The sequence below is a fragment of the Olivibacter sp. XZL3 genome, assembly GCF_004368405.1.
Taxonomy (GTDB): domain Bacteria; phylum Bacteroidota; class Bacteroidia; order Sphingobacteriales; family Sphingobacteriaceae; genus Olivibacter.
Genome location: NZ_SBJH01000065.1, coordinates 1 through 22,374, shown reverse-complemented (window position 1 = coordinate 22,374; position 22,374 = coordinate 1). Strand labels below are relative to the sequence as shown.

Sequence of the window (22,374 nt, the reverse complement as noted above, 5' to 3'; positions counted from 1 at the left end):
TTTTGTCGTTTCGAGCGAACCTCGAGACAAGCCACCAGGTTACTGCTTTTCGTCGAAACAACGTGTTTATTTTGCTTGACTACCTAAAAACCTAAAGGTCTTCGGATCCACTTGAATGGTCGGGGAATTTTTTGAATCCTCAAACTGAAGATCGATCAAGGCCGTTTTTCTCGGTGCAACCTGACCCTTGTCGAAATGCGTATGAAACACGTAATGCCATTTGCCTTCTTTATCCTTAATCAAGTCGCCATGTCCGGTTCCTTCCTGGCCTATTAACTCCCTGCTTATGATCGGGTTTCCTTTGTGTTTTTTCCACGGGCCGAGTGGATTCGTGGCAGTCGCGTAGCCAACGGCGTAATCCGGATTACGGAAGTCATTGGCGGAATAAAGCAGGTAATACAGCCCTTGATGTTTGATAACAGTAGGCCCTTCTGTAACTGGCCAACTTGCTTGAGCCGTGTTTTCCCAGGAGTCGCTGGCATGAAGACAGGCTTTCACGCTTTCCTCTTTGATATGGCTCAAGTCGGTAGCGAGCTCCCCACCATAAATGCGATTTCCTTCCTGCAGGCGCACGAAATAAATGTATATTTTGTTGTTCTCAAAAAACACAAAAGGATCAATCTGCTTGGTAGGTCCATTCAACGCTTGTTTGGTGTCTTGTTTAAAAGGGCCGAGCGGGCTGTCGCTGCTTGCAATGGCTATTTGTTCGTTTGCCGTATAAGCCATATAGAATCGGTTTTTGTGTTTAAAAACCTGAGGGGCCCAAAAGCCTTGAGTACCGAAAGCATCGTCTTTATGCAGGGCATGGCCGTTCGCTGCCCGCCCAATAGGTCCTTCCCAATTCGCTAAGTCGCTTGAACGGTATACCGGAAAGCCATCTGGCGCACCGGTGCCGTATAAGTAGTACATTCCGTCATCATAAAAGATGGTGGGATCGGCAAGCGTAATGGGTTCGTTATCCATTTTCATTTCCTTTACTTTAGGCCATCCGTCTTGGTAGTCGATCTGTTTAATAAGCGCTACACGATGCTCGTTATCGGCTTTTCCTGTTTCTTGATTGATGGGGATGGCATGGTAGGCGATAAAGGTAGTACCGTTTGGATCTCGAAAGATGGAATTGTGTCCGGGAGCCAACCATAGGCTGTCCTTTTCCAACAAGACGCTGCTATTGGTATGATTAAAGGAGCCCAGTCGTTGGAATGGGCCAAAAGGATTTTTGGACCGGGCGATCATAATCGCATAATTAGCTTGTGGACCGCAACAATTATCGCCTGAATAATAGAGGTAGTAGTAGCCCTGATGGTAGTCGACCCATGCACCCTCAATTAACTTGTCGTATTGCGCTTCTTGTCCCGGGCGCATAACATCGATAGGCTTCGAGTTGGGACTGAATGTCGACCAGTCGTCGGCCATCTCCTGCACCTTGATCGTTTGGTGTCCGGAGCCCCAATAAAGTAGTTTTTGGTGCGTCTTAGGGTCAACGAAAGCCATGGGGTCAATGTTCTCAAATCCTTTTCCGCATAACAGAGGTTTGCCCGAATCTTTAAACGGTCCAGCAGGTTGCTTCGCATAGGCCACACCAAGGCATTTCCCCTTCCCGGACTCGCCCGAGTAAAAAAGCACATATTGGTGGAGTGTGCTATCAAACAGCACATGCGGGGCCCAAAAATCACGATCGGCCCAATCCGGTTTCTCAGGGAGCGCATCGCCCAAAATAGTCCAGCGTTGCAAATCCTCAGAACGAGCCACTTGGATATGAGTTACTTGATCTCCAACTTTGCTATTTGTTGCGTAGGCATAATAAAATCCATCTGCATAAATGATTGTCGGATCAGGAAAATTCTGGTTGATTACTGGATTCTGTATGCTTTGCCCAGAAGAAGTATAATAGATCAATGAGCTCATTAGGAGCGAAAAGATAAAACGTTTCATGTAATAATTGGCTATTGTCTTTCAAATTACGTAAAACCACGGGAAAATCTACTCATATTATTGTATCAAGTTTTCGCCAAATCCTCTTTCCAATCCAGCACTTTCAATCCATACAGCGACAGTGTACGGTGGGCAAGTTAGGTCCATCGTCCTACCAACTGGCATAATAAAAATGAATTACTAAAGACATTACTATTATTTTAGTATGACTTTACCCGGATGTATCCGAACGAGGTCCGAATAATGTCCGAATAAAATCCAACGAAGCTCCTATTAAATAGATAAGTTGGTAGCTACTTATGTGGGCTTAAAATCGAACACGATCTTGTTCTAAATAAAAAGAAATATTAAGTTTGAACTAACCATGATAAGAAAACTAATCAGCATATTCCTACTCTGTTTGTGTATCAAGCAACTTTATTGTCAACCTTATTATTTCAAGCACTACCAGGTTGAAAACGGGCTTTCGAATAATGCTGTGATTTGCAGTTTGCAAGACAGCAAAGGATTTATGTGGTTTGGTACACGCGATGGCCTCAACCGATTTGATGGGTATACCTTTAAAGTCTTTAGTCATAATCCACAAGATTCACTCAGCTTGGGAAATAATTTTGTACATAGCTTGTTTGAGGATAGACGTGGGAATATTTGGGTTGGAACCGATCTTGGGATTTATATCTATAATCCGCTAACGGAACAATTTAATCACTTTGTACACCACCGGGATGCAGCCATAGCCAATATTCAGGCAGATGGAGCGGGGAACATTTGGTATACGGCCTTCTCTTCACTGGTACGGTATAAGGTAGAAACCGGCGAGCTGAAAAACTTTGGAAAACTGGGAATGAGCTCGGTGGATGCCGTTTCGGTGAGCGATGCCGGCACTTGGGTTGGCTCGAGTAATGGGGAGATTAAATTGCTTGAACCTAAGTCGGGAAAAACTGAGCGCTTTGAAGTTTTTGGAAAACATGCTCCAAACGGTTCAAGGCCGATTACTTGCCTTTTATGGGACGAGGAAGGCAGCAGACTTTGGATTGGCACGGCGAAACAAGGTATAAAAGTACTGTATCCGCATGCAGGAACTTATCAGGATTTGTTGGAGAAAAGTGAAAATAGGCAGCCGATCTATGTCCATGATATCAAGAAAACCGATCAAGGGCAATATATGGCGGCTACTGAGGTGGGCGTGTTTATTTACGAAGACCAATATAAACGATTTGTACATCTAAAAAAGGAGGATAGTAACCAATGGTCGATAAGCGATAATGCGGTTTACACCATCTGCCGTGATATTGAAGGAGGCATTTGGGTCGGCTCTTGGTTTGGAGGCCTCAGCTATTATCATAAGCAACACACCTTTTTTGAGAAGTTCTTTCCACGGAAAGGCGAGAATAGCTTAATAGGAAGCGCTGTTCGCGAAATAAAAGCGGATGACTATGGGAACCTGTGGATCGGTACAGAAAATGGAGGGCTGAACAAGTTGTCGTTAAAGCAGGGGAAATTTGAACATTTTCCGGCACAGGGAGGGGAAAAGGAATTGTCGTCTCCTAACATTCATGGCTTATTGGTGACGGGGGATACCCTATGGGTCGGGACTTTTCATCAAGGCCTGAATTTGATGCGCATTTCGACCGGACAGGTATTCAAACATTATTACGCCTCTAAGGAGCCTTTACAGCTAGGGAGTAACTTTATATACACCATGCTGCGGCTTCGTTCCGGAGAGGTTTTGTTGGCAACGGACAGGGGTATTTATCAGTATTTGTTCGGGAAAGATGGCTTCCAGTTGATGCCTCATTTCCCTTCCCATATTTTTTATACCTCGCTTTTTGAGGATAAGGACGGTACCATTTGGGCCGGTTCATGGCGGGATGGCTTATATTTCTATAATACAAAAACAGGTAAAAGAGGTAAATTCGCTCATCAACAGCAGGATAGTTCCACGTTATCGAGCAATCGGGTGACCTATATTACGGAAACGAAAAAGGGCGAACTATGGATCGCTACCGAAGAAGGGCTTTGTCGACTGGAGAAATCTACCGGTATATTTAAGCGATTCGGCTTCCCAAAACCGATGCAGAGCTTGCTGGTATGTACCGTGCTGGAGGATGATCAACAGAATCTTTGGATCAGTACCTCGAAAGGCCTAATCCGGTTCAATCCCGACACGGAAACAAGTCGTTCGTTCGGGGTTGCAAACGGACTGTTGAGTGATCAGTTCAATTACAATGCAGCCTTTAAAGCAGCAGATGGCTTGCTTTATTTTGGAACGGTAAAAGGCTTGATCCGCTTTAATCCACGGCGGTTTCGAGAGAAATCCTTTGTGCCGCCCGTGTATTTCACCGGATTTCAAGTTTATAATAAAGATTTGGCGGTCGACAAAAAAGGCTCTCCGTTGGAAAGATCCATTACTTTTACCGATACGATTGTGTTGAAGCACAACCAGTCGACCTTCAGTATTGACTTTGCGGCACTTAGTTACACCTCGCCCGAAATGACGGAATATGTTTATAAAATGGACGGATTGGATCCCGATTGGACCTATTTACAAGCTAACCGGAAGGCCTATTTTACGGAACTTCCGCCGGGCAAATATACGTTTCGGGTGAGTACGGTAAATAGCTTAGGCGCCCGTATTGGTAAGGAAGCTGTCTTAGCGATCCATATAGCCCCTCCGTTTTGGGCAAGCACCTGGGCTTACCTGTGTTACGCCGTTTTGGCCATACTATTGGTGTATTATTTGGTACATATGTATCATCAGCGCGTACGGGAGAAGAATAAGTTGAAACTGGAGCAACTGGCCCATAAAAAGGAGGAAGAAATGTATCGGGCGAAAATTGAGTTTTTTACACAGGTGGCGCATGAAATACGGACGCCGCTCACGCTGATAAAAGGGCCGATGGAGAAAATAATTAAGCAGGTAGACGAAGTGCCGGTTATTCGTAAAAACCTGCTCATCATGGAAAAGAACACAAACCGTTTATTAGCGCTTTCCGGGCAGCTACTTGACTTCAGAAAGACCGAAGAACGGGCTTTTGTATTGATGTATCAGCGACTGGAGGTTGTGCAGTTCTTAAAAGAACAAGTGGAGCGCTTAGGCCCAACAGCATTGGAACAACGTATAAAAATAAAATTAGACTTACCAAAGACAGGCCTATGGGTTTACGTTGACACCGAAGCCTTCGATAAAATGCTGAGCAATCTGCTGAACAACGCGCTAAAATATGCTGCCGGTAAAATTCTCATTCGCTTGTATACGGAGAAGGCGTTTTTTCGGGTCGTCATTGCCAGCGATGGGGAACGTATTCCTACACATTTACATGAAAAAATCTTCGAGCCATTTTATCGTGTGAAGGGGCATACGAAGCCTATTGGCAGCGGTTTGGGCTTGGCCTTGGCCAGATCATTAGCCGAAATGCATGGCGGCTGTTTGATTTTGGATAACCAGCTTAACGAAAACTTTAATACATTTGTATTATCGCTACCACTTAACCTCAAGGAATCTGATTTATGTTAAATACTATACCAACAGCTACAGGCAAACCTAATTTACTTCTTGTGGATGATCACCGAGAGATATTAGATTTTTTAGCAGACGATTTACAGGACCATTATCAGGTGTTTACGGCGACCGATGGTCGGGAGGCACTCGCTTGTCTGGCCGATGAAAGCGTTCAGCTGATCATTAGCGACATCATGATGCCGGTGATGGACGGCTATGCACTATGTGAAACGGTAAAGTCGACCGTCGAATATTGCCATATTCCTATTATCCTGCTTACCGCGAAAAACACCTTGCAATCCAAGATCCAAGGATTGGAATTTGGCGCGGATGCTTATGTCGAGAAGCCTTTTTCGCCGGAATACCTGCAAGTGCAGATCGCTAATCTGCTGGCGAATCGAAATAAGCTCCGTGAATACTTTGCTTCTTCTCCTTTGGTGCATATTAAAACGATGGCTCATTCCAAATCGGATGAACTTTTCTTAGAAAAGTTGAACGATTTAATCCAGCAGAAACTGGAAAACCCGGGGCTGGATGTGGAGCATTTGGCTGATTCCATGTGCATGAGTAGACCTACCTTATATCGAAAGATAAAAGCCATTTCGAATTTAACGCCCAACGAATTGATCAATGTTGCCCGCCTCAAAAAGGCAGCGGAGCTGCTCGCAGAGGGCGGGCTGAAAATTTATGAGATAGCCGAGAGGGTTGGCTACAGCTCGCAGACCCATTTTGGCAGGAATTTTCATAAGCAGTTTGGCGTTTCCCCGTCGGAGTACGTAGAACAGCTAAAACATCGGAATTGATCGTTAGGGCTACCGCTTTAGCTGCCCGAAAGTCCTTTTTCTCCTTAGCTCGGATATTGGCATTTTTCGCGAGCGGGAATGCCTATTGTCGCTTTTTTTAATGCTTGTGTAATAAATAGCGACGCTATAAATTGAAACAATATGCAGAAATATTGATACACTTCGTTTAGCGCTCCAACATGAACAGCCTTACCTTTGGTTATGATTCGGCAGTTCTTCGCTGCCCTTATTTACTAACCAATTAATAATGTATGCATACTATTCAGCTGTTAAATGGAAAGAGAGGTATGGTAAAGTTTGCGGTTTCCGTAATCTGCCTGCTCTGCTCTTCAGTTTGCCTATGGGCACAAGTTACCATTACCGGATTGGTTCGAGATGAATCAGGCGCTCCTTTGCCTGGTGTCAGTGTAAAGGTCAAGAATGCCAATACAGGCGTATCCACCAACGAAGAAGGGCGTTATCAGGTTGAAGTGCCGGGTCAACAGGCAGTTCTTGTCTTTTCCTTTGTAAGCTATACGACACAGGAGATTGCGGTGCAGGGGAAAAATGAAATCAATGTGACGCTGTTGCCGGAAGAAAATGCGCTAGACGAGGTGGTTGTGGTGGGCTACGGAACCCAACAGAAGCGCGACTTAACCGGAGCGGTTTCTGTTGTAAAGACCTCGGAGCTAACGAAACGAAGGGTGACCACCATGGGTGAGGCCTTGCAGGGATTAGCTTCCGGAGTAAAGGTGCGTGGAGGCGGCGGCCCCGGCTCGGAGGCGAAAGTAGAAATCCGCGGATTGAAGAATCTGAGCGGTACCAATCCGCTGTATGTGATTGATGGAATGATCACAACGGCCAACCGGGATTTTAACCCGAACGATATCGAGTCTGTGCAGATTTTAAAAGATGCTTCTGCGGCCGCTATTTACGGCTCACGGGCGGCTAACGGTGTGATTATCATTACAACGAAGAAGGGAGCGAAAGGCCCGATGAAGGTGGAATTTTCGGGGACAACCAGTATGCAGACTACTCCCCGTTACAAATTAGCGCAGACCGAGGAGTTTGCACGGCTTAACTACATGGCCTATGATAATGCGATGGTTGATAATGAGGGGCTGGCGCGGCAGGACCTGGATCTGAGCCAAAACACCGATTGGCAAGAGGCTGCGTTTCGCACGGGAAATATGCAGGACCTTAACTTAACTTTTTCGGGAGGTGGAGAAAGCGGTAGCTACTTGGTCTCCGGTAATTATTTTGGAAATGAAGGTACCGTAATAAGCACCGATTTTGATCGCATTAGCTTTCGGGTGAATACACAAGGCACTAAAGGAATCTTTAGCATTGGTGAAAATTTAGCAATCAGCAATGCAAAGACCGATGAGATGTCGGGCAACCCCTATGCCGATGTCGTAAGGCTATTGCCCACCATTCCGATTTATAATCCAAATAACCCCGGCGGATACGGTTACGGCGACGAGCGGCGTGCGCGAACTTTCGGCAGCAATCCCCTGGCATTGGCTGATTTGGACGATCGATACAACGAAAACCTGCGTATTCGGGGAAATGTCTGGTCGGAACTAAAGCCGGTCGAATTTTTAAAATATCGATTTAATTTAGGCTACGAAACCAGTAGTGATCATTATGCGCACCTGAGAAAAGAGGGGAATTGGTCTTTAAATCAAGAGTATCAACCTTCTATAGCGGATGAAAATCGAGCAAGGTTTCAATCGATGTTAGTTGAAAATACGCTGACATTCAATAAAGACTTCGGAAAACACATAGTAAATGCGGTTGTAGGGCAAACCTATCAGAAAGACCAGTATGCGCGCATATCTGGGATGAAAAGAAATCTGGTGCCCGATGGAAAAGGCGGCTACTATAGTGAGCTCGACCAAGGTAATGAACCGCAGGCCGGCGGTTACCGGGAGGAAGCTATCATCTTGTCCTATTTGGCGCGCGTGGAATACAATTACGATAATCGCTATTTACTGAACGGAGTGATTCGACGGGATGGTAGTTCCCGTTTAGGGCGATCAAACCAATGGGGAAACTTCCCATCTATTTCCGGCGCCTGGCGCATCAGTAATGAGAAGTTCTTTCAGAAAGACTGGGTCAACGATCTTAAGCTCAGAGCCAGTTATGGACAGTTAGGGAACAGCAATATCGGTTATTGGGACTATCTGGCGGTGATCAATACCTTTTCGACCATTGCCATGGGACGCGATCAGTTGATTTCTCCAGGGGCAATTCAGGTAGCGCTCGTTAATCCCAATCTTCGTTGGGAAACCTTAACACAGAAGAATTTTGGTGTCGATGCGACCCTCTTGGATAATAAGATCTCATTAACGGCAGAATATTTTATTGCTGATACGAAGGATGTATTAACGGCTATGCCGATCGCCCTGACCACCGGCCACGACGGCGATCCGCCAATCGCAAATGCGGCGAGTTTGAAAAATACCGGTTTTGAATTGTCTTTAGGTTATAATGAAAGTTCGAAAGAATTTAAATATTATATCAACACCAATGTGACGACACTTAAAAACAAGGTGACGAATTTGGGCTATGGACGAAATAATATTTTTGTAGGCAATACGGTAACGCAAATTGGCCAGCCTGCCGGTATGTGGTTCGTGCTGGAAACGGACGGTCTTTTCCAATCGGAAGAGGAAGTAGCAAATTATACGAATGCAGCCGGACAGGTTATACAGCCTGCCGCCAAACCGGGTGATATTCGATATAAGGATAATAACGGCGACGGACAAATTACAAACGACGATAAGGTGGTGGTCGGATCTCCTTGGTCGGACGTAGAGCTGGGAATTAATTTAGGAGCTTCGTATAAGAACTTTTCACTGACCATGAATTGGTTCGGAGCATTCGGGGCAACCGTTTATAATGGTTACCATAGTTTGGTTGATCGCTTTGACGATAACTCCAATTACCGGGCCGGTATTCAGCCTTGGACACCTGAAAATCCAAACACGGACATCCCAAGGATGTATTACGGTTCTACCCTTAATTCGCGAGGGGATACAGATCGCTGGCTTGAAAGCGGCAACTTTATGCGGTTGAAATACATCAGCTTGTCGTATGCTCTTCCAGATTCCTGGTTAAAGCGGATTGGCTTTCAAAGCGGACAAATCATCTTGTCTGGTCAGAATCTGTTGACTTTTACGAAATATCAGGGGCTTGATCCCGAATTTAACAACGCGAGCATATATGAACGCGGTTTTGACAATTTTAGTTATCCAAACCTAAAGACTTATTCCTTGGGCTTGCAATTTGGGTTTTAAATCTAATTAGGACATTATGAAAAGCTTATATATTTTGCTGTCGGTTTCCTTTTTAACGCTGTTTGCAAGCTGTGAAAAGGATCTATTGAATATAGAGAATCCCAACACGCCGACGACGGACGTGTTTTGGAAAACGGAGGATGACGCACTCAGGGGCGTGAACTCCATTTATGCCATGTTTTATAAACCGGCCTTATGGTCGAGATGGATTTATTTCCGACTCGACCTGACGTCTGACGAGGGATTTAGTAAAAGTCCTTGGGTGGAATTGGGCGATTGGACACGGTTTCAGTATGTGAATTACAACTTTGGTGAGGGCAATGCTTTTACCTGGAAGGATACATACAAAGCTATATTCAGGTGCAATCAGGTGCTTGATAATGTGCCGAATATCACCTTCGCCAATCCGGTAGATCAGGAGCGGATTATAGGACAAGCGAAGTTTTTACGGGCCTTGCATTATTATTATGCCGCCTTGCTATGGGAAAACGTTCCGTTGGTTCTTCAATCTTCACAGCCGGATGATTTGCCCATGCAAAGCACATTGCCGGAGGTATGGGCACAGGTTGAGAAGGACTTAACTGAGGCCTTGGCAGTGCTTCCCGTTGCCTGGGATGAAACCAACTTAGGTCGGCCCACAAAGGGTGCCGCCAGTGCCTATTTGGCGAGGGCTTACATGCAACAGCACAAATGGGCGGAAGCAAAACAGGCCTTGGATTATTTCTTTACGGGAGAGGGTAGTGGGCAATATAGCTTGGTAGCCAATTACCAAGATAATTTCACGCACACCAACGAAAACAACAGCGAGTCGGTATTTGAGATTCAATTTTCGGATGTCAATAAAACGCCGGAGGATGCCGATGGTCCCGGGCAAATGATGAGTAGTCAACGGGCACAATTTTTTGCCCCTCGAAGCATCGGCTGGTCGGATGGTCAGGCCCGGTATTGGATGGTTGAAGAATTTAAGAAAGAGAAGACGGTGGCGGGAGGGATTGACCCAAGATTGCGATATACCTTGTTCTATCCAAGTCTGGAAGCCGACTTCGGCGATAAGATTTATGGCAGAAGTTGGGAGTGGGATGCCAATGAAGCTTGGTTCCGCAAATATGCAAGGGATTATTATAGAAATAATGAAGACTATTATGCACAGAATAACTTCCGTTTAGTGCGTTATGCGGATATTTTACTGCTTTATGCCGAGGTGTTGAACGAACTGGGCAACACGAGTGAAGCGGTAGCCTATGTTGATCAGGTACGAAGCCGTGTTGGATTGCCCAACTTGTCTGTTAACCATCCGGCAGCAATTCAAGATGCCGATGCCTTCAGGGAGCGACTGAAAATGGAGCGGGAGTTGGAGCTGTGTGGAGAGAGTGTCCGGTGGGCCGACTTAAAGCGCTGGGGTGATTTGGATGCGCAAGATAGAGTGGCTCGTATTGCCGAGCGCGATCCGGATTTTAAGAACTTTGTGGTTGGTAAACATATTCGTTTGCCAATTCCGCAGATAGAAGTGTTAAACAACCCTAATTTAAAGCAGAATGCCGGTTATTAATGGGAGCGGCCTAAGGAGCCTTTTTCTGTTGGGGATCTTTTTGTGTGCTGCTTTTGTATGGTCCCATGCGCAAGGAATTGCGTGGGAAAGCGCAAGCATGAGGCAGATTTCATTGCCTGCGGAGCGCTATGCCAGTTATCCGAGGATGATTGAATTGCGCGACCGATCTTGGCTCTGTATTTACGAAGCTGACGGGCAGGTGGTATGTGCTAAAAGTGTTGATCAAGGCGATTCATGGAAGAAGATTGCCACCGTAGCCGAACGCCAACCCGGCGTGAATATGTGCGTTCCGAGTGTGATTCAGTTGCAGGACGGTTCACTTTTAGCCATGTATAACCCAAGGCCTACCAAAGATGGAACGGAGCATCACTTCGCAATCAAGACGAAAAAAAGTTACGATAAGGGGATAACCTGGCGTGACGAACGGCTGCTTTATCAAGCGGGAAACGAGTTTAAAAACGGCTGTTGGGAACCTGCCGCCATACAGCTGCCCGGTGGGGAAATTCAATTGTTTTTTGCAAATGAAGGCGTATTTCTAACAAGCGATGAGCAAAATATTTCGCGGTTAAAATCCACTGACAATGGTTTAAGCTGGGAACAGGAGCCTACGGTTATCAGCTTTCGGCCTGGCTTTCGGGATGGTATGCCGGTACCGCTATTGATCGGCGACGATCGGTTGGCCATGGTTATCGAAGACAACGGTGTTGAGCAGTTTAAGCCTTTTATCATTTATGGAGCGGTGTCGGATGACACTGGTTATCCGGTGCTGGCTGAGGGACCAAACCGCGTGTATGCGTTGAAGCATAAGCTGGCAGATTCAGTGTATGCCGGGGCTCCTTACCTCGTTAAATTAAAAAGTGGGCATACATTGCTTTCGTATCAGGGAACCGAAGGAAGGGAAAATCAACTGAAATATGCTGACATGAACGTGTTTGTTGGGGATAGCTTGGCAAGCAATTTTATGCACGGCACGAAGCCATTTCCCGTTCCTGCTAAAAAGTCTGCGTTATGGAATAGTTTAATGGTTAGCTTGGATGACACGATCGTGGCGGTGAGTGCAACAAATGCCTTCGGCCAGGGTAAATCGGAAATATGGATGGTGAAAGGGCGCGTGCAAGAAGAACGCTTTGGCGCGCAATGAAGGAGCGCATGGTAAAATTGATGTTGCAAATAGCTGGAAACTTTTGTTCGACTTAAATATTTGTTTTAGTTTTAGATTTTATAGTGTATTGGACTTACGTTTTGGTAAACGTATTTTGTAAGCAAAGCTAAACGATGAATAAAGGCGATAATAACCAATCCCGCAGGAAGTTTCTGAAGCGATTAAGTAGTGCTACCGTATTGGCTGCGGCGAGTCCAAATTTACTGAACGCGACGACGAGCCTTGCGGATAAAGGTGTTCAAATCTTAAAAAGAAGGGGAACAGTATCCGCAAATGATCGGATCAACATCGCGGCCGTTGGTCTTGGTATCATGGGCTTCGGAAATTTGAAAGCGGCATTAAGCGGGGAGGGTATAGAATTGATAAGCGGTGCCGACTGTTATGATGGTCACCTGCAAAAGTTAAATGAACTATATGGTGCTCAAATTAAGACGACCCGGCACTATGAAGAGATTTTGGATGACCCTGCTGTTGATGCAGTAATTATCTCGACGCCTGATCATTGGCATGCAAGGCAAGCGCTTGCCGCCATGAAAAAAGGCAAGGCCGTATACTGCGAAAAACCCTTGGTACATAAAGTGGAAGAAGGCGAGGCCTTGATTAAAGGACATCGAGCGGCGAAGGTGGCTTTTCAGGTGGGAAGCCAATGGGCAAGCTCGATCGTTATTCACAAGGCAAAGGAGTTGTATCAACAAGGGGCTATTGGTAAGCTGAACTTCGTGGAGGTGTATACCGATCGATTCGATGCCAAAGGTGCTTGGCAATACTCCATCCCGCCGGATGCATCGGAGGCGACCTGCGATTGGAAGACCTTTCAAGAGGGAGCAACAAGCCTTCCTTTTGATCCGGTTCGTTTTTTTCGGTGGAGAAACTACCAAGCATATGGTACGGGTATGGCGGGGGATTTATTCGTCCACTTGTTTACGCGCTTACATACCATTACCGGGTCATTAGGGCCGGAACGAATTTATGCGACCGGTGGGCTGAATTATTGGAAGGACGGGCGTGATGTGGCGGATCTCATGTTAGGTTTGTTTGATTATCCGGAGACGCAGCAGCATCCGGCCTTCAACCTTTCCTTGCGGGTGAATTTTGTGGACGGCTCCGGTGGTGGCGACAGCATGCGGTTGGTAGGAAATGAAGGCGAAATGGTTTTAAACGGTAACAGTGTGAGTATCCGGAACAGAAAGTTGGCCCAGGCACCCGGCTATGGCGGCTGGGACACTTTTGGTACTTTTCCGGAAAAGGTGCAGGAAGCATTCGTGGCGCAATACAACGAAAAATACAAGGACGTAAAACCGCAGGTCTTATCGGTTGGCGAAAATGTTTTCCAAGCTCCGAAGGACTATGATATGCGCGTCGATCATTTTGAAGACTGGTTCCACGCCATACGTACCAATGGCGAAACCATTGAAGGTCCCGAGTTCGCGATGCGAACTGCAGGTCCTGCCCTAGCGGCTAATATCAGTTATAATGAAAAGCGGATTGTCCATTGGGATCCGCTTGGTATTAAGCAGAGGCAAAGTTGATTACTTCTCGGCACTTGTCGCTTAGCCACTGAAAGTCGGATGAATCGGCAGGTTTTTCAAATAGTTTAGAGCCCATGCCGACGGCGCTCACGCCTGCGGCGAACCATTTGGAAATGCTGGCTTGATCGGGATTGACACCTCCGGTTGGCATAAATAACATTTCAGGGAAGAGAGGCTTGACCGCTTTTAGAAAGTCGGGCCCCAAACTGCTTCCCGGGAATAACTTCACTAAAGGTGCTCCCAAGACTTCTGCCGTATTGATCTCTGTAGGCGTCATGCAACCCGGGATCCAAAGGACATCGACATCCAAGGTGATGGCCGCTATTTCCGGTTTCACAATGGGGCTGACAATGAAATCGGCACCTAATGCAAGATAATCTTCGGCTTGTTTCGCTGATTTAATGGTACCAATGCCCAAATATAATTCGGGTAGCGAGGCATCACGAAAAGCCTTTAATTCTTTGAAATTTGCGAGCGCTTGACTGCCTCGATTAACAAATTCGAATACGCGGATACCTCCTGCATAACACGCGTTGATAATATCAAGACAAGTTTGTAGATCATCGTGATAATACACGGGTAGCACAGGGTATTTCTTTATTTGTATGATACTTTCCTCAATTGTTTTCATTTTTGCAAATTCAAAATTAAAAAGTAAAAATTAAAAAAGTAAATTTTACCTAACAACTAACAACTAACAACTAACAACTAACAACCAACAACCAACAACCAACAACTAACAACTCCCATCCCCTAAATCTCCTTTGACAAACAGCTTTTTAAAGCCGGCGGAAGTCGCTAAATCAATCACCTCCTGATCCGTTTTGCCTGTCGTAAGTGCATGAATGAGTCCGCCCATGAAAGCATCGCCACTGCCGATTCTATCCACCACTTCGGTTGTTTCCTGCGTTTGCGAGACATAATTACCGCTTTGGTTGTGATAAGTGCCATAGAAAAGGTTATGAGAGGGATTGTCCATAAACCGGAATGTATAAGCCAGATGTTTGCACTTGTCGAACTGCTTGAACACTTCCAAAGCCGATTGGTTGGCATGTTCGATATATCGTTCCTTTGGTGTGTCGCGGTGAAGGCCTGGATCTACAAAGGTTCCGAGCATGGTGTTGGCAGCCCAAATATTCCCCATAATTACATCGCAATAGGCCACTAATGGCGGCATAATCTCTAAGGGCAGCTTTCCGTAATTCCATAACCTGTTTCGATAATTAAGGTCGACCGATATGGTAAGCCCTTTCCTTTCGGCCGCTTGCAGCGCCTCTTCACAAACGGGAACCATATCCTCGTTCAACGCCGGCGTTAGGGCGGTCCAATGCAGCCAACTATGGCCTTCCAATACGGTGTCCCAATCAATCTCTCCCGGTTTAAGCATGCTGAAAGAAGAGTATTTTCTGTCGTACACCACTTCTCCTTTGCTCAAGCCGTTGGCTGAAAGCAAGAAATACAGTCCCAGTCGATCGCCCTTCAAAAGGCAGTGGCTAATATCTACTCCCCGTTCTTGCAAGCTGCCAAGGGCCTGATTGGCCAATTGGTTATCAGGAACGCAGCTGATATAAGAGACCGGTGTTTTCATGCAGGCCAAAGAAGAAGCGACATTAGCTTCCGACCCGCCGGCATAGATGGAAATTCCTTCGCTTGCATTGATAAAGTGGCCGGTTTGTGTGCTGACCCTGAGGAGAAATTCGCCGAAAACGGCTATCCGGTTACCTTCATTTAAATTCATGTACTAAATTTTTAAGACCTGCCTGTCCATATGAATCATCGCTGGCAAAGCAGAAAAGCGCGTTTGCTTGCGTCTTGTCAATAGTGGCTAGTTTTTTTGTCGAAAATAGCTATTATTCCCGTGTATAAAAATATACGCTTTGCTTAAAACTACGCAATCGATATCGTAAATTCTTTAAGGTAAAATAATCAAAATAGATTTTTAATTTGCTAAAATTGGGTTTTAATAATCGATATCGATTCTTGCCGGAGACGACTAGGCCTCTTGTCGCTTTGAAATTCTTTTGCAATGTAATCTTTTTTTAACGAGGTAAAAAGCTAAGCAATGAATAAAACGTCACCTTTTTCTTTAGAAAATAAAGTTATTGTTATCACTGGTGCAACCGGTGTATTAGGTAAACATTTTTCTCTCGCAGTGGCAGAAGCGGGAGGGAAAGTCGTTGTTATGGGCAGAAATAAAGAGCGTGCAGATGCTGTGGTCAGCGATATTGAGCGGATAGGAGGTGAGGCCATTGCCGTTTTAGCCGACGCCATGGAAGAAGAGCAGGTGCTGCTTGCGAAAGAAAGGATACTGGATCATTACGGGACAATCGATGGTCTCGTCAATGCAGCAGGCGGGAATATCCCGGGAGCTACTATATCGCCCGATCAGAACCTTTTTGATACCAAGATTGAGGACACCAAAAAGGCGGTCGATTTAAACCTGTTCGGCACGGTGATTCCTACCTTTGTATTCGGCAGGATAATTGCCGAAAAGGGTAAAGGCTCTATTGTGAATATATCTTCTCTTTCAGCACATAGGCCTATCACCCGCGTATTGGGCTATACCATGGCCAAGACAGCCATCGAAGGGTTTACGAAATGGATGTCGGTGGAGCTGGCGCAGCGCTATGGTGACGGCGTGCGCGTAAACGCTATATCACCGGGCGTTTTTCTTACCGAGCAGAACAGAACCTTATTAACCAATCCCGACGGTTCTTATACCGACCGAGCCAATCGCTTTGTAAATGGAACTCCTTTCGGGCGCTTGGGAAATCCCGAAGAGTTGAAAGGAACTTTAGTATATCTATTAAGCGATGCTTCTGCCTTTGTTAATGGCACGAGTATTTTAGTGGATGGCGGTTTTAACACTTATTGCGGGGTCTGATCGTTTTCACCGAAGAATTAACTGACAATTATATATGGCAAATAAAAAGTTATTGCAGAGCTGGCGTTGGTATGGACCAAACGATCCGGTATCCTTACAAGATGTTAAGCAGGCAGGTGCCAGTGTTATCGTTACTGCGCTTCATCACATACCGCACGGGGAGGTATGGCCGCTTGAGGAAATTAAGGAGCGCCAGCGCATTATTGCAGAAGCCGGACTTACCTGGGGCGTTGTTGAAAGTGTGCCTGTGCACGAAGCTATTAAAACCAATCGGCAGGATGCGGACGGCTATCTCCGGAATTATATACAGACTTTAGAAAACCTAGCAGCCTGTAATATAAAAACGGTGTGCTATAATTTTATGCCGGTATTAGATTGGACACGCACCAAATTAGATCTGACAATGCAAGATGGATCGAAAGCGCTGTATTTCGATTGGACAGATTTAGCCATATTCGATTTGTTTATCCTAAAAAGGGAAGGCGCAGAAGCTGATTATCCGGCAAATATTATTGAAAAAGCGAAAGAGCGGTTTGACGCTGCCGAGAAGGAAACACTTGCTGAATTAAGGGAAGTGGTTTTAATGGGAATTCCATCGGAGGAACCGATTAGCTTGTCGGAATTGCAGCAAAGTATCGAGATCTACAAGGGCATTGGTATCGACGGCCTGCGAAGAAATTTACTGAAGTTTCTTGCCGCCATTGCGCCAGTTTGCGAAACGCAGGGTATACATATGACCATTCATCCCGACGATCCCCCTTATCCCATTTTAGGTCTTCCGAGGGTGGTAAGCAATAAGGAAGATTTGCTGTTTATAATAAATGAAGAACCGAGGGACTTTAACGGCCTTTGCTTTTGTACCGGTTCATTGGGGGCAAGCATGTCGAATAATATTCCGGATATACTCCGTTCTGTTAAACATCGCGTGCATTTTGCGCATCTTCGAAATGTTAAGAAGGACGAAGAAGGGAATTTTTATGAAGCCGATCACTTAGACGGGGATGTGGATATGTATGCTGTGATGAAAATTCTTGCTGAAGAGAACCAGCAGCGTCAGGAGCCTATTCCTTTTAGGCCCGACCACGGGCATCAAATGCTGGACGATTTACATAAAACTTCGAATCCCGGTTATTCGGCTATCGGAAGATTGCGCGGTTTGGCGGAGTTGCGTGGACTCGAGTTGGGAATACTGGGCAGCTGATATTGTATTAAAGGGATCAACGTGTTTATTCACTAATTTATTTATCAACTTAAGGAAGGGATTATGAGTAAATTCCTGGAAGAAGATTTTCTGCTGCAATCCGATCTGGCCGCACGGTTGTATCATGAATACGCAAGCGATTTGCCCATTGTCGATTATCATTCGCATTTACCTCCGGATGCCATCGCTGCGAATCTGAATTTTGCCAATATAACGCGGATATGGCTGGCGGGCGATCACTATAAATGGCGGGCTCAGCGAGTATTGGGCGTGGAAGAAAAGTATATAACAGGTGACGCTTCAGACTTCGAGAAATTTAAGAAATGGGCCGCCTGTGTGCCGTATACGGTGCGAAATCCGCTTTATCACTGGACGCATATGGAACTTAAAAATCCGTTCGGCATTCGCGAAATGCTAAATGCGGAAAATGCGGAAAAGATTTATGAGCAAACCGGAGCTAAGTTGCAAAATGCGGCTTTTACGCCACAGGGGTTACTAACACATTTTAAGGTCGAAATGGTGGGGACCACCGATGATCCGCTTTCTGATTTAGCGGATCATAAGCAAATTAGGGCATCTGATTTCACTACTCGTGTACAACCTTCTTTTCGGCCTGACAAAGCGTTCAATTTGGCTGGAGGTGAAACGTTTAGGGATTATATCCGCTCGTTAAATGAAGTCTCCGGCATAGAAATAAAGGACTTGGATTCATTGCTGCAAGCGCTACAGCAGCGGGTAGACTATTTTCATGTAAATGCTTGTCGTATTGCCGACCATGGACTGTCGCACATGCCGACCTCCGATTTTGACAGAGGCCAATTAAATAGCGTCTTTAAGGACGTCTTGCAGGGAAAGGATCAGTCTGCACTGGCGAGCCAGGACGCTTTTACGGGCTATGTGCTATATGAGTTGTGCAAGATGTATTACCGGCATGGCTGGGTGCAGCAGTTTCACCTGGGCGCTTTAAGAAACAATAACACGCGGCAACTTCAGACCTTGGGACCTGATACAGGCTATGATTCGATAGGAGACTATCCGCAAGCGCTTAATCTTGCCCGGTTCTTGAATCTGCTTGAGAAAGAATCCTGTTTAACAAAGACCATTCTGTACAACCTAAATCCGTCGGATAACGAAGTTTTTGCAGCTATGACCGGGAACTTCCAATCGGAAGGCATTATAGGAAAAGTCCAGTTTGGGGCGGGCTGGTGGTTTCTGGATCAACTGCAAGGGATGACCGATCAGATGAATAGCTTGTCGAATATCGGTTTAATCGCTTGTTTTATTGGTATGCTGACCGACTCGAGAAGTTTTTTGTCTTATTCACGGCATGAGTATTTTAGGCGACTGCTGTGTAATCTTTTTGCAAGCGATATGAATAACGGCTTGCTGCCGAATGATATTGAATGGATGGGCAAGATAATAAAGGACATCTGTTACTATAATGCAAAAAGTTATTTCCAACTGTGATTAAAAAATTAAAGATGCCATAATCGACCCCCTGTATGGGGTCATAGACTTCTTAAGGGCTGGCTAGAGGTACGTTCCTGTAGTATCGCGTCCAGATAAACCGTTTGATCTGAATCTTCATCGGCTCCTTCAATAATATTGATCAATGTATTAGCCGCTACTTCGCCAATGGCTGTTGCTGGTTGATAGATGGTGCTTAGCGGTGGAGATAGAGAAGCGGCAAGGCTGGTGTTCGTAAAGCCGATCAATGCGATGTCTTCAGGAATATGATAACCCATATCTTTAAGAATGGAAATGGCCGAAGTGCTGATTTGATCGCTCAAGGCGAGCATAGCGGTAGGCGGATCAGGTAAAGTGGACAATTCTTGAACAGCCTGATGAATGCTCGCTTCCAAAAGTGCGGTTGTTTGTAAATTACACGGCCGTATATATGCCTCAACCAAAGGTATATGATGCTCTTCTAAAGCTTTTTTATAGCCTTCCAACCGTTGGATATTTATGTTCAAGCTGGTGTTGCTGTGCAATACGGCGATGCGCTTATACCCGTTTCTTATAAGGTGTTGGGTGGCCCGGTAAGCCGCGTCTATGTTATTAATGCTCACTTTTGGGACATCCAGTTCATCACTGCACCTGTCGAATAAAACAATGGGAAGACCGAGTCGCTGAAACTTTTTAAGGTGGTTGACATCGGGCGTTTCACAAGCTGGGGAGATAAGCAAACCGTCAATGGAGCGGCCATACAGAACTTCTGTGCATTTGATTTCCTGCAAGTGTGATTCTTTGCTTTGCATGATCATAAGGCTGTAGCCTCTTTCGTTACATGCTCGGTCTATTCCGTTGAGCATCTGCGAAACAAAGCTGTTATCGATTGCACATATTACAACACCGATCGTCCGACTTTTTCCTTCTTTAAGACTTTTAGCCAAGGTGTTGGGTTGATAGCCTACCGCTTTCGCATAATCGATCACTCTTTTTTTTGTTTCTTCTCCGATCTCATAGCTGTCGCGCAGGGCTTTGGATACCGTTGAGGTAGACAGATTTAAGGCTTTGGCTATATCGCGTAAGGTCATATTTTGGTTCGCCATATCTCGCTATTTAATGGTAGAGTTACAGGTTAACAATGCGCCATTCTTTTGGATAGTAATTGTTGGTCCGGTTTGGAAGCATTTTGATCCATCCCAATGCATATCCGTTATACTGGGCCAATGCCCAGCCCTTTACCGAAGCCGACGGCTGAATTTCTGCTTTCCGCAAGTATTGGCGCGCCATGTCGAGTGGCAGCTCTATACGGTCTACCTGGTCGCTTATTACATTGCTCAAAGCGAGTTCATGATGAGGAATGAGCTCTTTTTTTGTGAGTTTTCCCATGTTGGTTCCCGCTTTTTTCAAATAGAGCACGTTTTGTAAAGCTTTTATATTAAGCTCCTGCGAAGCTGGAATAATTAGGGTGTCGTCTTTGAAAGGCAGGGTTGTGATTTCTGTGTGCGGGCTTAGCCAGTCTTTTAAAATTGCTTTATCAAATAACGCTTTCTCGGCTTTGATCTTTTTTTTATTAAAAGTCTGTTGACTTTCTTTTTTTCTGAAACAGGCGACGTAGAAGCCTTCACCTTTCACTTTATTAGGATAGAAGCGATAGCCCTCGCCATGGTGCTTGGGCGATATGGTTTCCGTTATGCCCCAAGAGCTGTCGAACGGGATGGCGAGCGGCTCCATTCCGTGGTGTGTTACCAGCCAATCTACAATCTGTTCGTTTTCCTCTATGGAATAGGAGCACGTGGAATAAATCAGTATGCCGTCTTCTTTCAAGGTCGATAAGCTGTCGGATAAAATGCGTTGCTGTCTTTGGCTACACAAGGTTACCATCTCCTCTGACCATTCGTTGATGGTCTGCTCGTCTTTCCGGAACATGCCCGAGCCCGAACAGGGGGCGTCTACGAGCATGAGATCGAAAAAGCCTGGAAGTCTGTTGAACGCCGCAGGGTCGTTGTTTGTAACAACTACATTCAGGTTCCCCCATTTTGTTAGGTTATCCACGAGGGTAGTGACGCGGCTTTTTATAATTTCATTGGATACAAGTAAACTTTCCGGATGTAAGGCACTGTTTAATAAGGTGCTTTTGCCGCCGGGTGCAGCACAGAGATCAAGCGCTAGTAATGCGTTGTCATGAAGGCCGAGGGTGCGGAGGATGTGGTCGATAAACATAGAGGAAGCCTCTTGCACATAATAAGTCCCTGCATGAAACAGCGGGTCGAGCGTAAAGATGGGGCGCTCTTCCAGGTAATAACCGGTTGGACACCAAGGAACCGCTTGTTTGCCGTTAAAAAGGTCTGTTTTTTTCGCTGGATTTATTCGAACGGACGTTATTTGCTCATGTTGTTCGTGTGTGCGAAGGAATTCTTCTTCATCGATGTGAAAATCTCTTTTTAAAGCGCTGACAAGTTTAGACGGTAAAAAATTACTCATAGTATCTACAAACCTAAGATGAAATTGTGAGATTTAGAACATAAGCGTATAAAAAAACCGGCTGAATATATCTTGGGATATAAGACGAAAAACGATGGTATAAGAGTAACGGAGCATGTAGTTATATTTCTTGTATTAATTACCAAACATATGGACTGCTGTTTTGTTATAGGGGAGCTACGGCCGGACTTAAAAAAAAACGGGCTGACTGTTAGCCTGTTGCAGTCGTCCTGCGGAAAACAGCTGCGGGATATTTGCAGGTACGGTAATAATGCGTACCTTTGCCGTCCCATCAGGGAGGCGTGCATTCCGCAGACGGAAGATGGGGTTGTTTTTTGAGGGCTGCGGAGAGTGAGAGAAAGAGGGAAGGCAGCGGGGTGCGGACAGCGGAAAAGGGAGGTAAAAAATATTTTAAAAAATATTTTGGAGAAAAGAAAAAAGCTGTTACCTTTGCACTCCCAATCGGAGGCAGAGAGGCCCCGGAGGGGGAACGGAACGGGCGCGATGCCCGGGAGGGTGAAAAAAAACAGCGATGTACCGGAGGGGCGGCCCGAAGGATGCAGCGGAGGCCGAAGCGGGAGCGGAGGCGTTTAAAGTTCTT

Annotated in this window: 15 protein-coding genes; 10 read left to right on the top strand and 5 right to left on the bottom strand. The window is 45.7% G+C overall.

Features of this window, described 5'->3' with window-relative positions; translation table 11 throughout:
- Positions 1-66 precede the first annotated feature (66 nt).
- Positions 67-1,932 (bottom strand): family 43 glycosylhydrolase, encoded by a 1,866-nt coding sequence (locus tag EPX21_RS23115; protein WP_134090418.1) that lies wholly within the window; start codon positions 1,930-1,932, stop codon positions 67-69.
- 364 nt (positions 1,933-2,296) lie between these two features.
- Between EPX21_RS23115 and EPX21_RS14535 the strand changes: the two genes are divergently transcribed.
- The 6 genes from EPX21_RS14535 to EPX21_RS14510 all read left to right on the top strand — a co-directional run bounded on the left by EPX21_RS14535 (position 2,297) and on the right by EPX21_RS14510 (position 13,758).
- Entirely contained in the window at positions 2,297-5,449 is a 3,153-nt protein-coding gene (locus EPX21_RS14535; RefSeq protein ID WP_134090417.1) for a two-component regulator propeller domain-containing protein, read from the top strand.
- Positions 5,443-6,237 (top strand): response regulator, encoded by a 795-nt coding sequence (locus EPX21_RS14530; protein WP_134090416.1) that lies wholly within the window; start codon positions 5,443-5,445, stop codon positions 6,235-6,237. Before EPX21_RS14535 ends, EPX21_RS14530 begins: the two co-directional genes overlap by 7 nt.
- 251 nt (positions 6,238-6,488) lie before the next feature.
- Complete coding sequence (locus tag EPX21_RS14525) at positions 6,489-9,518, top strand: TonB-dependent receptor (protein ID WP_134090415.1); 3,030 nt, start codon at positions 6,489-6,491, stop codon at positions 9,516-9,518.
- A gap of 16 nt (positions 9,519-9,534) precedes the next feature.
- Positions 9,535-11,067, top strand: a complete 1,533-nt coding sequence (locus EPX21_RS14520; RefSeq protein ID WP_134090414.1) for a RagB/SusD family nutrient uptake outer membrane protein — start codon at positions 9,535-9,537, stop codon at positions 11,065-11,067.
- A gap of 97 nt (positions 11,068-11,164) precedes the next feature.
- Positions 11,165-12,208 carry a sialidase family protein gene (locus tag EPX21_RS14515; protein ID WP_166670776.1) on the top strand — a complete coding sequence of 348 codons (1,044 nt, stop codon included), beginning with the start codon at positions 11,165-11,167 and terminating at the stop codon, positions 12,206-12,208.
- 134 nt (positions 12,209-12,342) lie between these two features.
- Complete coding sequence (locus EPX21_RS14510; RefSeq protein WP_134090412.1) at positions 12,343-13,758, top strand: Gfo/Idh/MocA family protein; 1,416 nt, start codon at positions 12,343-12,345, stop codon at positions 13,756-13,758.
- Here the strand turns inward: EPX21_RS14510 and EPX21_RS14505 are convergent.
- Positions 13,739-14,389 (bottom strand): bifunctional 4-hydroxy-2-oxoglutarate aldolase/2-dehydro-3-deoxy-phosphogluconate aldolase, encoded by a 651-nt coding sequence (locus EPX21_RS14505; protein WP_134090411.1) that lies wholly within the window; start codon positions 14,387-14,389, stop codon positions 13,739-13,741. The two genes, EPX21_RS14510 and EPX21_RS14505, sit on opposite strands and share 20 nt — an antisense overlap.
- 105 nt (positions 14,390-14,494) lie before the next feature.
- A complete protein-coding gene (locus tag EPX21_RS14500; protein WP_134090410.1) occupies positions 14,495-15,496 on the bottom strand; it encodes a sugar kinase in 1,002 nt (333 codons plus the stop codon).
- A gap of 324 nt (positions 15,497-15,820) precedes the next feature.
- On the opposite strand from EPX21_RS14500, the gene EPX21_RS14495 reads away from it, so the two are divergent.
- The 3 genes from EPX21_RS14495 (at position 15,821) to uxaC (ending at position 19,310) form a co-directional block, all read left to right on the top strand.
- Positions 15,821-16,642, top strand: coding sequence for an SDR family oxidoreductase (locus EPX21_RS14495; protein WP_134090409.1), 822 nt, complete (start codon positions 15,821-15,823; stop codon positions 16,640-16,642).
- 34 nt (positions 16,643-16,676) lie between these two features.
- Positions 16,677-17,843 (top strand): mannonate dehydratase, encoded by a 1,167-nt coding sequence (uxuA, locus tag EPX21_RS14490; RefSeq protein ID WP_134090408.1) that lies wholly within the window; start codon positions 16,677-16,679, stop codon positions 17,841-17,843.
- A gap of 63 nt (positions 17,844-17,906) precedes the next feature.
- Positions 17,907-19,310 carry a glucuronate isomerase gene (uxaC, locus tag EPX21_RS14485; RefSeq protein WP_134090407.1) on the top strand — a complete coding sequence of 468 codons (1,404 nt, stop codon included), beginning with the start codon at positions 17,907-17,909 and terminating at the stop codon, positions 19,308-19,310.
- A gap of 41 nt (positions 19,311-19,351) precedes the next feature.
- Here uxaC and EPX21_RS14480 read toward each other — a convergent pair whose 3' ends face one another.
- Positions 19,352-20,395, bottom strand: coding sequence for a LacI family DNA-binding transcriptional regulator (locus EPX21_RS14480; protein ID WP_240768695.1), 1,044 nt, complete (start codon positions 20,393-20,395; stop codon positions 19,352-19,354).
- A gap of 22 nt (positions 20,396-20,417) precedes the next feature.
- Positions 20,418-21,773 carry an RNA methyltransferase gene (locus tag EPX21_RS14475; RefSeq protein WP_134090406.1) on the bottom strand — a complete coding sequence of 452 codons (1,356 nt, stop codon included), beginning with the start codon at positions 21,771-21,773 and terminating at the stop codon, positions 20,418-20,420.
- Positions 21,774-22,054: 281 nt separating this feature from the next.
- Here EPX21_RS14475 and EPX21_RS14470 point away from each other — a divergent pair.
- On the top strand, positions 22,055-22,374 hold a 320-nt coding region (locus tag EPX21_RS14470), incomplete at its 3' end, for a hypothetical protein (RefSeq protein ID WP_134090405.1).

Excerpts from the sequence above, each read along its gene's own strand:
- EPX21_RS14500 (WP_134090410.1), bottom strand. The coding sequence starts at position 15,496 with ATGAATTTAAATGAAGGTAACCGGATAGCCGTTTTCGGCGAATTTCTC.
- EPX21_RS14535 (WP_134090417.1), top strand. The coding sequence starts at position 2,297 with ATGATAAGAAAACTAATCAGCATATTCCTACTCTGTTTGTGTATCAAG.
- EPX21_RS14475 (WP_134090406.1), bottom strand. The coding sequence starts at position 21,773 with ATGAGTAATTTTTTACCGTCTAAACTTGTCAGCGCTTTAAAAAGAGAT.
- uxaC (WP_134090407.1), top strand. The coding sequence starts at position 17,907 with ATGAGTAAATTCCTGGAAGAAGATTTTCTGCTGCAATCCGATCTGGCC.
- EPX21_RS14510 (WP_134090412.1), top strand. The coding sequence starts at position 12,343 with ATGAATAAAGGCGATAATAACCAATCCCGCAGGAAGTTTCTGAAGCGA.
- uxuA (WP_134090408.1), top strand. The coding sequence starts at position 16,677 with ATGGCAAATAAAAAGTTATTGCAGAGCTGGCGTTGGTATGGACCAAAC.
- EPX21_RS14495 (WP_134090409.1), top strand. The coding sequence starts at position 15,821 with ATGAATAAAACGTCACCTTTTTCTTTAGAAAATAAAGTTATTGTTATC.
- EPX21_RS14480 (WP_240768695.1), bottom strand. The coding sequence starts at position 20,395 with ATGGCGAACCAAAATATGACCTTACGCGATATAGCCAAAGCCTTAAAT.
- EPX21_RS14505 (WP_134090411.1), bottom strand. The coding sequence starts at position 14,389 with ATGAAAACAATTGAGGAAAGTATCATACAAATAAAGAAATACCCTGTG.
- EPX21_RS14525 (WP_134090415.1), top strand. The coding sequence starts at position 6,489 with ATGCATACTATTCAGCTGTTAAATGGAAAGAGAGGTATGGTAAAGTTT.
- EPX21_RS14530 (WP_134090416.1), top strand. The coding sequence starts at position 5,443 with ATGTTAAATACTATACCAACAGCTACAGGCAAACCTAATTTACTTCTT.
- EPX21_RS14520 (WP_134090414.1), top strand. The coding sequence starts at position 9,535 with ATGAAAAGCTTATATATTTTGCTGTCGGTTTCCTTTTTAACGCTGTTT.
- EPX21_RS23115 (WP_134090418.1), bottom strand. The coding sequence starts at position 1,932 with ATGAAACGTTTTATCTTTTCGCTCCTAATGAGCTCATTGATCTATTAT.
- EPX21_RS14515 (WP_166670776.1), top strand. The coding sequence starts at position 11,165 with ATGAGGCAGATTTCATTGCCTGCGGAGCGCTATGCCAGTTATCCGAGG.